Source organism: Paenibacillus sp. YYML68 (genome assembly GCF_027923405.1).
Lineage (GTDB): Bacteria > Bacillota > Bacilli > Paenibacillales > NBRC-103111 > Paenibacillus_G.
In genome coordinates this window covers 3,358,186-3,373,868 of record NZ_BQYI01000001.1, presented here as the reverse complement: position 1 = coordinate 3,373,868, position 15,683 = coordinate 3,358,186, and the positions used below count along the sequence as shown (strand labels likewise).

The following is a 15,683-nucleotide window of genomic DNA, read 5'->3' as shown; positions in this document are numbered from 1 at the left end:
CGTTTGCTAGAGGCGGGGGCTTTTTGTTGTGTTCAGAACGATTGTTGGTGGAGAAGCAGAAGGAGGATGCACATTCATGGCACACGAAGCGAAGGAACAGCAGGGCTACACGCCGCAGGCGATCGAGCCGAAGTGGCAGCAATATTGGGATGCGAACAAGACGTTCAAGGTGCTGGAGGATGAGTCGAAGCCGAAGTTCTACGCGCTGGACATGTTCCCGTACCCGTCGGGCGCAGGTCTGCACGTTGGACACCCGGAGGGGTATACGGCGACCGATATCGTCTCCCGCTACAAGCGGATGCGCGGCTACAACGTGCTGCACCCGATGGGCTGGGACGCGTTCGGCCTACCGGCTGAGCAGTATGCGCTCGATACGGGCAACGACCCGCGGGAGTTCACGTACAAGAACATCGATACGTTCCGCCGTCAGATCAAGTCGCTCGGCTTCTCGTATGATTGGGATCGCGAGATCAGCACGACGGACCCGGATTATTACAAGTGGACGCAGTGGATTTTTATCCAATTGTACAAAAAAGGTCTCGCCTACGTCGACGAGGTTCCCGTCAACTGGTGTCCGGCGCTCGGCACGGTGCTGGCGAACGAGGAGGTCATCGACGGCAAGAGCGAGCGCGGTAACCATCCGGTTATCCGCAAGCCGATGCGTCAGTGGATTCTGAAGATTACCGAGTACGCAGAGCGTCTGCTGGAGGATCTCGAGGAGCTCGATTGGTCCGAGAGCATCAAGGATATGCAGCGCAACTGGATCGGCAAGTCGAAGGGCGCCGAGGTGACGTTCGCGATCGAAGGACATGACGGTGAAGGGCTGAAGGTGTTCACGACGCGTCCGGATACGCTGTTCGGAGCAACGTATTGCGTGCTTGCGCCGGAGCATGCGCTCGTGGCAGCGATTACGACGGCCGAGCAGGCAGATGCGGTGCGCGAGTACCAGGAGAAGGCGGCACGCAAGAGCGACCTCGAGCGTACCGATCTCGCGAAGGATAAGACGGGCGTGTTCACAGGTGCGTACGCGATCAACCCGGTGAACGGGGCGCGCACGCCGATCTGGATCGCCGATTACGTCCTCGCTGGCTACGGGACAGGCGCGATCATGGCGGTACCGGGGCACGATCAGCGCGACTGGGAGTTTGCGAAGCAATTTGACCTGCCGATCGTGGAGGTCGTACAAGGCGGCGACGTGACGAAGGAAGCATACGCTGGAGACGGCGAGCACGTCAACTCGGACTTCCTGAACGGCTTGAGCAACGAGCAGGCGATCAGCCGCATGATCGAGTTCCTCGAGCAGAACGGCAAAGGTCAAGGCAAAGTGACGTACCGTCTGCGCGATTGGCTGTTCAGCCGTCAGCGCTATTGGGGTGAGCCGATCCCGATCCTGCATCTGGAGGATGGCACGATGACGACGGTGCCGGAGGATCAGCTGCCGCTGCTGCTGCCGCAGGTGGATGAGATCAAGCCGTCGGGCACTGGCGAGTCGCCGCTCGCGAACGTGAAGGACTGGCTCGAGACGGTCGATCCGGTGAGCGGCCAGAAGGCGATCCGCGAGACGAACACGATGCCGCAATGGGCGGGGAGCTGCTGGTACTACCTGCGCTTCATCGATCCGAAGAACGATCATGAGCTGTGCTCGAAGGAGCTGCAGAAGAAGTGGCTGCCGGTTGACCTGTACATCGGCGGTGCGGAGCATGCGGTGCTTCACCTTCTGTATGCGCGCTTCTGGCATAAGGTGCTGTACGACCTTGGCGTTGTCGACACGAAGGAGCCGTTCCACAAGCTCGTGAACCAGGGCATGATTCTCGGTGAGAACAACGAGAAGATGAGCAAGTCGCGCGGCAACGTTATCAACCCGGACGTCATCGTGAAGGAATTCGGCGCCGATACGCTGCGTGTGTACGAGATGTTCATGGGGCCGCTCGAGGCGACAAAGCCTTGGAACGTGAACGGCGTGGAAGGCATCTACCGGTTCCTGAACCGGGTATGGCGCTTGTTCGTCAACGAGGATGGCTCCCTGAGCGAGCGAATCGCAGCTGACGAGGAGCTCGGCAGCGAGACGTTCAAGCGGACGTGGCACCGGACGATCAAGAAGGTGACGGAGGACTTCGAGGCGCTGCGCTTCAATACGGCGATCAGCCAGCTGATGATTTTCGTCAACGAGGCGTATAAGACCGATCGTCTGCCGAAGGCGGCGATGGAGCAGTTCGTGCAGCTGTTGTCGCCGCTCGCGCCGCACATCGCCGAGGAGCTGTGGGAGAAGCTCGGTCACAGCGGTACGGTGACGTACGAAGCGTGGCCGACGTATGACGAGGCTTGGACGGTGGACAATGAGGTGGAGATCGTCGTGCAGGTGAACGGCAAGATCGCTGACCGCGTGACGATTGCCGCTGATGCGGACGAGGCGTCGATGCAGGAGCTGGCGTTCGGCCTTGATAAGGTGAAGGAAGCGACTGCAGGCAAGACGGTGCGCAAGGTGATCGTCGTGAAGGGCAAGCTTGTGAATATTGTAGTGGGTTAATAAGAAAAAACCGTATGTCGCTAGATCGGCAGCATACGGTTCATATGGAAAAGCGTGAAAGCATCACGTTTCGACTAGTCGACCTTGGTCCCGAAGAAGCGGGCTTCCACCTTTTCCACATCTTCATCGTATTTAGCATGAGTTGTGCGGATCAGGTCGTAGAAGACCCCGTGCAGCTCTTTTTCCATTATACGGAGACCTTCGGCTGTGATGCCGCCTGGGACAGCGACGCGCTTCTGCAGCGCGGCAGGCGTGAAGCCTCCGGTCGTGAGCAGCTTGCCTGTGCCGAGCACCATCTCGCTGGCGAGCATCGTTGCTTGCTCCTCGGAGATGCCAGTCGTGTTGACGGCAGCCTCGACGTACTTCTGTACGAAAAAGGAGAGGAAGGCCGGGCCGCAGCTGCTGAGGTCGGAGGATATCCGAGTGAATTGCTCGGAAATTCGGATCGGCGTCCCGATGTGGGATAGCAGGCTTTCGAGCGGCTCTTCATCCTCGGGCTCGATCCGGTTGCCGAAGATGCACAGTGTGGCGCCGCTGAGCACATAGTTGGTGATGCTTGGAATGATTTTGACGATTTTACAAGGAAGCAGCTCCTCCAGATGCTGGATCAGCACAGGGCTCGTAATGGATATGACCGTCTGCTGTGCGGTGGCGACAGCTTGGATGTCGTCGATGACGGCCTTGAATTCCATCGGCTTGACGCACAGGAACAGCAGGTCAGCGCCTGCAGCCGCTTCTTTATTCGAATGGGCTGTCTGCAGCCCCGGATATTGCTCAGCCAGCCGCTCGACCTTGGCAATCGTGCGGTTCGTTGCGACAATTTGCTCCGGGTTTAGCGCACCCGATCGGATAAACGCTTCGATGAGAATACTTCCCATGCTGCCTGTGCCAATAAATCCTACTCGCATGACCATCCCCCCTGAATTGAGTGCAGCCTTTTTCCATTATATCGGGGGGGAGAAATGAATATGCATCTTTTTTTCAAATTGAAGGGAGGCTTGAAGCTTGAGATGAATCAGTGGCTAGGTGTGGAGGGGAAACGAATGTGGGCGCTGCTGCTCGGCGGCGGTGCGGTGCTGGTGCTCGTGCTGCGTCACCTGCTGTTCGCATCGCCGGACACGAGCTTCGTCGCTGTCGATGAGACGATGCGCGGCGTGCTCGCGGAGCAGGCGAAGCAGCGTGAGGGGAGCGTGGCGGATGCTGCTCGAGAGGGCGGCGGGAAGGATGACAGTGGGAGGACGGTGAGCGGGAATGCTGCTGCGGTTGGTGGTGCTGCTGCCGGACAGGGGCAGGGTGACGGAGGGACGGGTACGACTGGGGCAGTTGAGCTAGGCGGGCAAGCTGCTGTACATGGCTCGGCGAGTGTGTCAGGTGGCGAAGGCACGACGGGGGCGATAGGCTCAGCAGGTGCGCCAGGAGGACAAGAAGCTTCGGGGGCAGCGAGTGTGTCAGGCGGTCATGGCGTCACGGGTGCGTCAGGCTCAGCGAGTGCGCCTGTCGGCGTAGGCTCGGCAGCTGGTACGAAGCAGCCATCGAATGCAGCTCAGAGCGGGACTGCGGGAAGCGGTGGCCTGCTCAATCTGAACACAGCGACTGCCGAGGAGCTGGATACGTTACCAGGTGTTGGGCCGAGCCGGGCCCAAGCCATTATCGAGCTGCGAAGCAAGCTGGGCGGCACGTTCCGCTCGGTTGATCAGCTGCGCGAGGTGAAAGGAATCGGCGAGCAGACGCTGAAGAAGATCAAGCCGCTCGTCACGCTGGGCGGATAGGATAGGGTAGCGGCGAACGTGCATGCGCGATCTTTGACGAGATCGGTTGCCGGATGTGGCGATTTGTGCGACAATGAAAAAAATGTTACACAGCGAGGGACCAACGATGACAAGCCGCAAAGACTGGGATACCTATTTCATGGACATCGCCTATATGGCCTCTACCCGCTCGCAGTGCGGACGAAGGCACGTCGGTGCTGTGCTCGTGCAGGGCAAAAAGCTGCTAGGCACCGCTTATAACGGCGCACCAAGCGGAGTGGCGGATTGCTCGGAGGCCGGCTGCATGCTGGTCGAGGAATACGAGCTCGTGCAGACGGAGCAAGGCGAGCAGGTCGTCAAGAAGCAGCGATGCATTCGTACGATTCACGCTGAGCAGAACCTGCTGCTGTTCACCGACCGTGAGGACCGTGAAGGATCTAGCGTGTACGTTACCGACCAGCCGTGCTGGACGTGTGCCAACATGCTGGCGAACAGCGGTATTGCTGAGATCGTATACCATCGTGCATATCCGAAGGATAGCGAGAAGGTTGCAGCCTTAATGGAGCAGAAGGGCTTACGGTTCCGCCGAATGGAAGGCTACGAGCCTCCGGCGGGGACGATCAGCATCGTGCACAACTAACTAACGCAGCTTGTAAATATGGATAGCTGTTCATATGGCAGGAGGAAGCACCTCCCTAAACACTTTAGCAATTGGGCTAAGGTGCTTAGGGAGGTTTTTCTTATGCAGATGGTCGTGAAAGGGGGGAGTACAGTGACGGAGAGACCGGTCGTCACGTTCGCGTTATGCTGGGCGCTCGGCTATGTATATGCGCTCGTATACGGTGTGGGCAGCGCAGGGATGTACTTCTTGCTCGGAGGCACTTCGGCTGTGGCGCTGGCTTATACGTTGCAGGCAGCGTGGAGGCGATGGGCCAGCTTTCTTGGCATTATCGCCGTCGCCGCAGGATGGTTCGGGATGTATGATGCGCGGAACGTGACACAGCTGGAAGCGTCGCTCTACGAGGAGCGGCTTGTCGTCGTGAGCGGTTCGATCGTCACACCTGTAACGGTGGATGGCGATCGGGTGTCGTTTCAGGCGGTAGCTCAGGCTGTGGAGCCCACAGAGGAAGGTGATGCAGGAGGAGTGGGGACTGCAATACATGCGAAGGGGCAGCATCTGGGGGAGCAGGGTCAGGGTCAGGGGCAGGTGAATGGAGTTGGAGATCTTCCAACAGCAGCTCCGGCTCCGCCGCAGCATCAGACTGAGCTTGCCGAAAGACTCCAGGTATCTATTCGGCTGCAGCACGAAGAGGAGCAGGCTCAGGCGCGTGAGTGGCGTCGGGGGGATCGAATCGAGCTGGTCGGGACGCTGCTGCGTCCTTCTGAGGCGCGTAACTTCGGTGCCTTCGACTACCGCCGCTACTTGTACCGCCAGCACGTGCATTGGCAGCTGAGTGTCAAAGGTCTTGCGAAGGTTGAGGTGACACCACCACATAGCGAAGCATGGGGCTTCTGGAGAGCGGCCAGATGGAATGATGCTTTTCGGGATTCGCTTGGCGACATGGTGGATCAGTTGTTCCCGGCTGAGCAGGGCGGCTTCATGAAGGGGATGCTGATTGGTCTGACGGACGAGATCGACCCGCAGCAGTTCGACGCGTTCTCGAAGCTTGGCTTGACGCACATTATCGCGATATCGGGCTTGAATGTTGCTATCTTTGTAGGATGCATCGTGTGGGTGCTGCGGCGTATGGGGCTGTCTCGGGAGACGTACCTGCGCGTCGCATTTCTGCTCATTCCGCTCTATATTGCGATGACCGGCGCAGCACCTTCGATTATGAGGGCGGGCATTATGGCGATGATCGCTCTGTATGCCGCTTACCGCAATCGGCTGAAGGACGGGATGCATCTTGTGCTTATTACGGGCGTGCTGATGCTCGTATGGAATCCGTACTATTTGGTCGATGTCAGCTTCCAGCTGTCGTTTCTGGTGACGATGGGCATTATTTTACTCGTGTCCAGAGTCAGTAAGCTGCTGCCAATTCGTTCGGTGAAGCTGCGCGAGGCGGTGTCTATTACGCTCGTAGCGCAGTTCGTGTCGTTCCCGATGACGGTCTATTACTTTAATCAGTTCTCGCTGCTGTCCTTCGTGGCGAATCTGGCACTTGTGCCAGTGTTTAGCATGATCGTCATGCCAATCGGGACGATTGCGATGCTGGTCGGCTTCGGGTCTATATCGGTTGGGGGAGGACTGGCGTGGATCGTAGCGCGGGTGAATGACATACTGTTCGCTGTGGTCGGCTGGAGCAGTCGACTCGGTGAGTTCCAGCTCATATGGCCGACGCCTTCGCCAGTATGGATGCTTGTCTACTACGCGCTGCTCGTATGCGTCGTACAGCTTCATGAGCTGCAATGGAAGCAGAAGCGAATATCGGACGAGCCGCCGAGTCCGCTGCTGGAGACGCTGGAGGAGCTAAGGCGCAAGGAGCTGCTGCATCGCTGGAATGGCCCGTTGCTGCTGCCAGCGGCATGGTTGTTGTTCGTCAGCTTGCTCTGGAACGGCTACAGTCCGCCCGAGGCTTCGGCCACGCAAGGCACCGTTCAGGTGCTAGATGTCGGGCAGGGCGACAGCATTCTGATACGTGCGTACGGCGGTGACGATCGGACGCTGCTGGTGGATGGCGGCGGGACCGTGTCGTTCCGCAAGCCCGGAGAGGAGTGGCGCGCACGGAAGGACCCGTATGAGGTTGGGCGTAAGGTGCTCGTTCCATTGTTGAAAAAGCGCGGCGTGCAGCGGATCGACGAGCTGATTTTGACCCATCAGGATGCGGATCACTTCGGCGGCTTGCAGGCGGTGCTGGAGGAGGTGCCAGTCACACGACTCTTGTTCAATGGCACGCTGAAGCCGAATGCGGACGTGGAGAAGCTGTTCCGAACAGCGCTGGAGAAGGGAACGCAGCTGGTGGCCGTGCAGGCGGGAGACAGGCTGAAGCTGGGGCCAGAGCTGGAGCTTCATGTGCTGTATCCGATGCCTGAGGGCGACCGGGAAGCGGTCGAGCTTGTCTCGGATCAAAATCCGATCTCCGTCGTCTTCCTCATGGACCTCGCGGGGACACGCTGGTTGTTCACTGGGGATATGGGGGTCGCACAGGAGCTGGAGCTGCTGAATCGATGGCGAAGCATCGGTGCTGGTTCGTCGGGCGGCAGCGGTGGAGGCTTGCTGGAGCAGCCGATCGATGTGCTCAAGGTGGCGCATCACGGCAGCAAGTCGTCTACAGCGGAGGCGTGGCTCGAGGCATGGCGCCCGAGGCAGGCAGTTATTTCCGCTGGGGCCAATAACGTATATGGTCATCCGAGCCCGCAGGTCGTCGAACGGCTGGTGCGGCGCGGCATGATCGTTCATCGGACGGATCGGCAAGGTGAGGTGCAGTTCGAGGTGAGAGACGGTCGTATATTTAGTAGACATAAGCTTGAGTAAGAGTATGAGGGATTATCAGGAAATTGAAGAAAACAATTGAAGTTGAATGTTCGATCTACTAAAATGAGGACGAAAATGGTTGTTCGTTATGAAGAATAGTGAAAAAGGAGCTGTATGATGATGAAAAGAAAATTTCTAATTGCTTCAATTGCAACAGCACTAATCGGTTCAAGCTGGCTATTATCTTCACATGTCGATGGTAAGGATCACTCCTTCATTGATGTCGCTCCCGATCATTGGGCGGTTAACGAAATTTCAGGTGCGGTTTCTGCGGGGATTGTTGAAGGTTATCCGGATGGAACGTTCCGGCCGGATGCATCGGTAACTCGGGCTGAATTCGTCAAGCTCTTATCGACTGCTTTGAAATTACCACTGAGTTCTGAAGGCTTCAATTGGTATGATCGTTACATTTCCGCTGCGACTGTGGCCGGAATTTTGCGCGATGGCGATCTCAAGGGCGACACTACTGAAGTAATAACACGCGCTGAAATGGCTAAAATCGGCTCTCGCTCACTTGAAAAATCCTTACAAGATGAAAATGTCGATATCAGCACTGCAGATGCAATGTTGCTTGCAACCAAAACTGGTTTGCTGCAGGGCGTTGGTGGCGGTGAACTGGCATTGGATGGGGTAACAACTCGGGCACAGTCCGTGACAATAGCTCAGCGAGTTTTGCAGTTACTGGCGGGTGAAAAATTACCAACCGACAATTACGCAATTCAACAAGCTGAAATTGCTGTAAATGGAACAAACTTCGAATCCACTTACGGCTTAAAGCCTTTAGTAAATTTGCCAGCAGTCCACAACTTGACTGACGACATCATCTTAAAGATTAACGAAATTTACTTCTTGGATGGCGCTGATAGTGAGTCTCCGATGTGGAAGCTACTTGAGGGGGCGAGAAATCATAGTGGTAAGTCTCTTAAAGACAGTTATATTTTCATCTACAAGGTAGACTACGAGGTTAGCGGCGATCGCAAGTACACATTGAGGGTGGAAGATTACTTCTATATGCTCGGCTGGCATGGCACATATTCCAATATTGCTAAAGGAGTTGTGCGTCCGGAGGATAGGGGGCGTGTTGGAGATTACATGATTTTTGCATTACCTAAAGCAGTTGACACTGAAGAGCATGCTATTCAGTATGATGGGCTTAAGAGAAGCGCGTATTATATCAGTAACTACTTAGGAAACTCCCGTTTTGGTATTTTTAAAAAGTAAATAACTAAGTGGGGTTCGACTATGAAAAAATGGTTATCTCTGTTGATGTTATGGATGCTGCTATTTCAGTTAGTAGCTCCTTTTTTATCTGAGTTTGCACTGGCTGCTCCTCAAACAAAAACGATGTATATTAACTTTTCAACTGGACAGCTTTCTTCTTCACCTGTGACTCAGAACTTCTACTCGCCTAATTCCACCTGGGGCAGAACAATTGATCTTTCGCCTTACATTACAGGTAATGTTCAGGATGTTATAGTTACTGTTGGATCCGGACAGTCTGTTACTAAATCACTTAGCGGGAATTCCGTAATCTTAAACGTGTCCGGAGCAGAAACTACAGTTTATGGACGAGCTAAAACAAATCCCGGGCATAAGATTTATCGACTACCTGATGGTAAACGTTGGGAGCATAAAGGATCAAATTCAGCAATATTTCAGTTCGTGCCTGACGACGCTGGCGGTATCACGCAGCGTCCAGGTAAGATACCTGAAGAAGGCTACATTCGACAGCCTAGTAGCGCTCTCGCCAGCCCAACAAAAACAAGTTACAACACCAAGTCACCTACCAATGGTTTAGATTTACGTTACAACTACGGCTACGCGCCGACTGATATGGTCGACATTGCGCCTAACTATGACATGATCGGCGCGGCGGTTACAAGATCATATGACGCAACACCACCCAGTGAGTTTTATAGTTCTGTGCCAACAAACTCTAACCCAGAACCCTCAGACCCTATCGTTCAAATTGTTCCTAATAGCGTAGAAATAACAGGGGCGGACAAAATACGCGACGACATTCAACCTTTCTCCTGGGGTAAGATCAATGGCACTAACCAGGTGGCTGTGCGACGTATGTTAAACACTACTTGCAATAACACTGGGGATGACTGTTTAATCGAGGGAGCAAACCCCAGTCCCGCACCTTATGGTTTGCTTGCTAACTATGTAATGCAGGTCTACACCCTTTGGCAAGCAAAAACCTACGAGTACAGTAATGGTCGAATCGACATAACTTACGCTGTGCCTGCTAAAGCCGATTTAGCTTACATTTCACTAAGCCATAATCAATCATGTATCGAAGTTGGGCAGACGGTAACTCTGAACTATGTTTACAAAAATATAGGCGTTTCAACTTCAACACCTTTTAGCGTGCAATTGAGGCTTGACGGCGTTGTTATTCATACAACAAACGTTGCTGGAGGCTTAGCTAAAGATGCAACCGGCTCGGGAAGTTTTGACTTCAAATTCACAAGCACCGCCATTCAAAATTTCACTTTGGTGGTTGACTCAGGCAACGCTGTTGATGATGAAAGTCGCATTAACAATGTTGGACAAGCTGCCTTTAGTGCGCAAACTAGTTGTGCCCCAACATCTCAGCCAGAAATAATTACGGGCACGTTAGAGGTCGAAAAACCTGTCGTTAATTATGGTGATAGCAATTATATTCGGCTTAAAGACGTCACAATTTCCGGCGGCAATGGGTGCACTTTAAAGACTGGCACAATGGTTTTTTCTCAGGGCTCTAATATTCGATCTTATGAAAATAATCAAACAGGAACTTTCGGTACTAGTTTCGTGGCCTCTCCGTACAACAATATGGGTTTGGGTACGATAAGTGTTAAGTACGATATTGTTACAACTTGCGGAACATCTAAGACAATCGGACCTGGTAGTTTTCAAGTAATCGGAAACCCTGGGAACCGTGATCCTGAATTCGAGCCTGCTTGGTTTGAAGCAGATTATTACTCGGGGTATGGTGATAAAGCATTTATTGTTCCTGTTGGGGAAACAGTTAGCTTAGGCCCAGTAAAGCGACCAAAGATCGAGATGCTGGGTGATAACGGAACTCCTTATGATCCTGATGGCGACTCTATAGTTTACTTCTGGGATTTTGATAACAGTTCTAGTGAATGGATTCGTTGGCTAGGCGATGATCGGGATGGCAGGGGGTTTTATCCCTATGACGAAAGCTTTAATAATATTAAAGCAGACACCTTAGGCACACACACTGTTGCCGTAACTGCTTTTGACGGGCGCGGCGGAACTGACGGCCCTAAGAACGTGACTTTAACTGTAGTAGAGGCTAACCCTGTCCCTGTAATTACACTACCACCTAAGGTAGTTGAGGGTCGGCCATTCACCCCAGACATTAGCTGTTCTGGCAGCTACAGTCCGTATAAAAGTCGTACAATCACAAGTTGTGATTGGCATGGAACTAAATTATCTGTGTACCCAACAGCGGGGGACTATACAATCAAGCTGGATGTGACGGACAGTGCTGGGTTGAGATCGAAAGTAACTGCGCAGTCAGTTTTGACTGTTTTAGAGGATCTACCTCCAAATATCGTACTAGAATACCCTAGTTTTGGTATTCGGAACAAGGAACTTTCCTTTCGTGACACATCCAAGAGTCCTGATGGGGACCCAATCAAAAAACACACTATAGTGATGGCCTATGATTCGAACAACAATGGGTCTTATGAGGATGAAATTCAGCGTAGTGTGACTCATGACACTCAAGGGTACTTCAAGTACACGGCGACACAGGTGGGTAAGTATCGGATCAGGATTTATATGGAGGAAGATACGCCTATGGCGAAGTGGGCACAGAAAGACTTCACCTTTGAGATCGTTAATGACGCTCCTGAAGCTTCATTTTATATTGAAGGTGATAACTACAAGCCGCCTAAGATTGAAACGAAGCAAATTTCTGCTGTAGATTTACTGGGATCAAGTTGGAAAAGCTCTGCACTTTACCAAGCTTCGGAAATAAAAGGATATGTGTACAATGAGGCAGAAAATGCTATTGAAACCCCAACACCTATATATAACCAGTATCGGGCAGTCACAGGAGATGATTTTAAGAAGGTTGGAAAATATTGGTATTGTAACAACTGGTACTATGACTCTTGCTCCGATATACGTAGAATGATTAATCCGGTTCTTTTTAATCATAGTCGTTCAACATTCAGTAATATTTTGAGGGAAAGTATAAGTCCTATTTGGAATCGAGCTAGTGGTGGTGGAGGCAATGAAAATCAATTCTTTATTGAAGGTGTAGACAATGAGAATGATTTAATTTGGATTAGGGCGGATAATTTTTGTACTTGTAATGGTTCCAGTACTCCGATCGTTATAGACGATGTAGTCTTTCGAATCTCAGACCTTGAGCGAGATGCGCTGGAGGGAAGGTCTGCCTGGGACGCTACAGCTAAAGCAATCCCTATTTACAGAAAACAACATCGTTTCGAGTACCCAGACAACTCAATATACAGCCCTAACTATAAGTACCCTGGGCCGCCGCCAGAACCTTACTGGTTTAATCCTCCTGAAAAGAAGAAAGGGTATGGCTTAGAAACTGGCGCAGTTCCATACACGATAACATACTGGGACAGTGATGATTATTCTTGGAGAACGCATTATAGTAATGCAAGTGGTATGTTAACAGATAGCGCCGGCAATGTGTTCAGTTTTGTTGAGGATCGGCGTTCTGGGAGAAAAGTTCTAGAGAAGAAAACCCCAGATAGATCAAGTCTATTGTGGGAATACAAAGATGCATTTGATGGTTCAGGTAAACTTGCATTTAAGACAATGCATGTGACTCGCGACAATAAGAGGCTTGTGCTTTTTCCGACAGACTTTTACTCAAATCGTGTGTCTACCGGAGTTAATGGTAAAATAATCGACAATATCACTGGTAAATATTTGCGGGATGTACCAATTGTGTCTGGTTTAGTATATGTTACTGCTTTCGATAACTTACTTATATTATCTGAAACTGTACAAGGTCCTAATGTTGGTTATCAGAGATCTTTTTCAACTTATCTATTAATATATAATATAGATAAGAATGTTTGGTACAAAACCGAGGAGCCTATTTCGACAGCATTAACTTCTGATTCTGATCTGAGTTTGGGTGATTTCAGGGTAAGCCCTACTGTCATATTTAACGCCGATCGGAAAATAACTACTATTTCTATGGGGTATCTTACCGTGCTTGATTTCGAGGCTAAAAAGATATTTTCCCCTAGTGAAAGGTTATTTATTCCATATGGGAGTAGTGGGACAACATTAGTTGCGCACGGTGATGGTAAATTTTTAGTCCAGCAAACGGACCATCGAGGGAGCTCTGATGACACAAGCTCTAGTACGTATATGCAGATTGTTTCTTCAAACCCAGATTCGGGATCTATTGGGTATACGTATGGTGACCTGTACAGCGATGCAGAGCGCGCTGATAATGGTGAACTATCCATGTCATTAAAATTCAACTACAACAACTTCTCTGATGTTGCATCAGCTGGCCTAACTTTTCGCAGGCAAGACCACCGTAACATGTATCGAATGGAGGTTACTCCGAAAGTTGCTCGGATCGTCAAGGTTGTCAATGGCGAGCGAACCGTGTTGCAGGAGGTAGCCAATAGCCTTTCGTACCGCGTATATTACGATGTGAAGGTGAAGATGAACGGTACTCGACTGCGCGGCTATGTTGGAGGGGTTCCGCTCCTTGATGTGACAGACTCTGCATTTGCAAGCGGACAAGTCGGAATTTACTCGGAGGTTCCTTATTCGGTTCTGAAGAGTTTCACGATCAGTACATACTTAGGCACGAGCAGCCAGCTGCAAAATATCGGCGTCGTTGGGACGGCGCTTCGTTACTTGAAGCAATATACCGATCTCGAGAACGATCCGCCGATTGATAGCTTGACGAAATGGACGTATTCGCACACTGAGCCGAATAAGTTCCTCGATGCAGGGGACGGGTACTCAGGGCTGTCGTCCATGCATGGACAGACTGTCACGTCGCCGCATGCGGTGCTGGACAAGGTCGGGACGTACAAGATTGATTACCAGCTACCGGATGATCCGGCGCCACCAGGGTACAAATACTCGAACGACTTGTTCGCGTCATACCGTAAATACTCTGACCTGTCGACAACGTATGTGACGATTCATCGCCGTCCGATCTCGGAGTTTACACTAGCTGTTCGGGCTGACAAGACGATTGCTTGGACGGACGTGAGCCGTGACCCCGATCGATGGTTAAGCGCGACGAACTATTCGACGGAGTCTACTGGTATCAATTACCGTACGACAAGAGGGATTACGGAATACCAGCGTAACTACACGACGCCGAGCGGTATGACTGTAGAAGGGCAGCTGACGCGGCCGGGTGAATCGGGCTGGTATACGGTTCGTCAGGCGGTGAAGGACGAATACGGGGTCTGGAGCGAATGGTACGAGGTGCCGATCTGGGTGGAGCCTGCTCCGAACAATCCGCCAGCGGTGACGCTGACTTATCCGACAGGGACACTCGTCAATCCGACGCCGGTCAGCCTGAAGCCGACGATCCGCTGGAACCAGAGCGACCCGGATGCAGGTACGACGTTCAGTACGTTTAACCTCGAGATCAAGGATGAGTCGGGCGGCTGTGTGGAATGTAAGACGGATCAGCCGATGAACACGACGAACGGTTCTTGGGCGTGGACGATGGACGGTTCGCTGACGATGGGGCGCAAGTACCAGGTGCAGGTACAGGTGAAGGATGACGGCAATCTGGCTTCGCCGTGGAGCGGCATCGGCTGGATGGTCACGAATTCCCCGCCGACGGCGTATATGCAGCAGCCGAGCGGCACACAGGCGAATCCGACCGTATTCAACACGACGAGGCCGCAGCTACTCTTTGTACAAGCTGACCCGGATCCGGGGACGACGTTCATGTACATGCAGCTGCAGGTCCGAAATGAGGCGAATACGGTGATGCATCAGGATAGCGGTCAAATATGCCAAGCTGCAAGCGGAGGCGCTTGTGTCGGGACGACGAGCACGACGATGAGCTATACGTTTGGTCCGGAGCTGCCAGCTGGGCAGAAGCTGCGCGTGCGGGTGAAGACGTGGGATCAGCATGGGTCGGAGTCTGATTGGTCGCCGGATGCGTGGATGCTGATTAATCGGCCTCCAACGGGTCAGCTGCAGATCCCATCGCCGATCTATGAGCACGATTCTCCGCAATTTACGGTGACCGTGTCAGATCCCGACGGGGGCAAGCTGCGCGTCGTCGTCGAGAAGAGTGTTGGAGGCAAGCCGTATGCTCGGCTGAAGGAGTGGACGGCTGTCGACTCGGGCAGCACCTTATCCTTCACCGACGGTCCGTTGCCGGAAGGGCCAGCTGTGCTCAGGCTGCAGGTGACTGATGAGCACGGCAGTGTGTTCGAGCAGTCGTACAGCTACGTCGTGCTGCCGCTTGTGCTGACAGGTGCGGTGCACCATACACCCGATTGGGAGAGCTACAGGCAATCGTGGAATGCCCGATTCCCGCAGCTGGAGCGAGCCTATTCCGACTTCTGGGCCGGAGAGGCTTTCGTGCTGATGGCTGATGTAACGAATACGGGCAGCAGCAGTACGACGAAGCCACTAGCCGTAACCGCTGAGCTGCTGTCAACAGGCGAGGAGGTTGAGCTGTCGCGCAGCGCCCATACTGCAGCAACATTCGAGGGGTTGCTGCTGAACACCGACCATACGAAGGTGTTGGAGCAGGGTAGACAGACGTTCCGCTTCACGGTGACCTGGTCGAACGGCTACGTTCAAGCGTATGACGTACCAATTACGATTCGGGATCATATATTCGACGTGATTGTGAATCAGCTTCGGCATTAAGTCGGGGAAAAATATGACGGAAGACCATTGTTCACCCGCCGTACATCTGGTA

The 15,683-nt window shown here is 52.9% G+C and carries 7 protein-coding genes and 1 pseudogene; 7 read left to right on the top strand and 1 reads right to left on the bottom strand.

Going from position 1 to position 15,683, the window contains the following annotated elements; all coding sequences use genetic code 11:
- The first annotated feature begins 76 nt into the window (after positions 1 to 76).
- Positions 77 to 2,527, top strand: coding sequence for a leucine--tRNA ligase (gene leuS, locus PAE68_RS15325; protein WP_281888336.1), 2,451 nt, complete (start codon positions 77 to 79; stop codon positions 2,525 to 2,527).
- 74 nt (positions 2,528 to 2,601) lie between these two features.
- Here the strand turns inward: leuS and comER are convergent, their stop codons facing one another.
- On the bottom strand, positions 2,602 to 3,435 hold the full coding sequence (gene comER, locus PAE68_RS15320) for a late competence protein ComER (protein WP_281888334.1): 834 nt from the start codon (positions 3,433 to 3,435) through the stop codon (positions 2,602 to 2,604).
- Between the two features lie 102 nt (positions 3,436 to 3,537).
- On the opposite strand from comER, the gene PAE68_RS15315 reads away from it, so the two are divergent.
- From PAE68_RS15315 to PAE68_RS15295, 6 genes and pseudogenes are all read left to right on the top strand, one after another.
- On the top strand, positions 3,538 to 4,296 hold the full coding sequence (locus PAE68_RS15315; RefSeq protein WP_281888332.1) for a ComEA family DNA-binding protein: 759 nt from the start codon (positions 3,538 to 3,540) through the stop codon (positions 4,294 to 4,296).
- Positions 4,297 to 4,402: 106 nt separating this feature from the next.
- Positions 4,403 to 4,915 (top strand): deoxycytidylate deaminase, encoded by a 513-nt coding sequence (locus PAE68_RS15310; RefSeq protein WP_281888331.1) that lies wholly within the window; start codon positions 4,403 to 4,405, stop codon positions 4,913 to 4,915.
- Positions 4,916 to 5,047: 132 nt separating this feature from the next.
- Positions 5,048 to 7,750, top strand: a complete 2,703-nt coding sequence (locus PAE68_RS15305) for a DNA internalization-related competence protein ComEC/Rec2 (RefSeq protein ID WP_281888329.1) — start codon at positions 5,048 to 5,050, stop codon at positions 7,748 to 7,750.
- 117 nt (positions 7,751 to 7,867) lie between these two features.
- Positions 7,868 to 8,971 carry an S-layer homology domain-containing protein gene (locus tag PAE68_RS15300; RefSeq protein ID WP_281888327.1) on the top strand — a complete coding sequence of 368 codons (1,104 nt, stop codon included), beginning with the start codon at positions 7,868 to 7,870 and terminating at the stop codon, positions 8,969 to 8,971.
- Positions 8,972 to 8,992: 21 nt separating this feature from the next.
- Positions 8,993 to 10,291, top strand: a pseudogene (locus tag PAE68_RS22840) (CARDB domain-containing protein); the annotation flags it as partial.
- A 2,937-nt stretch (positions 10,292 to 13,228) separates the two neighbouring features.
- A complete protein-coding gene (locus PAE68_RS15295) occupies positions 13,229 to 15,631 on the top strand; it encodes a glycoside hydrolase family 78 protein (RefSeq protein WP_281888325.1) in 2,403 nt (800 codons plus the stop codon).
- Positions 15,632 to 15,683 lie beyond the last annotated feature (52 nt).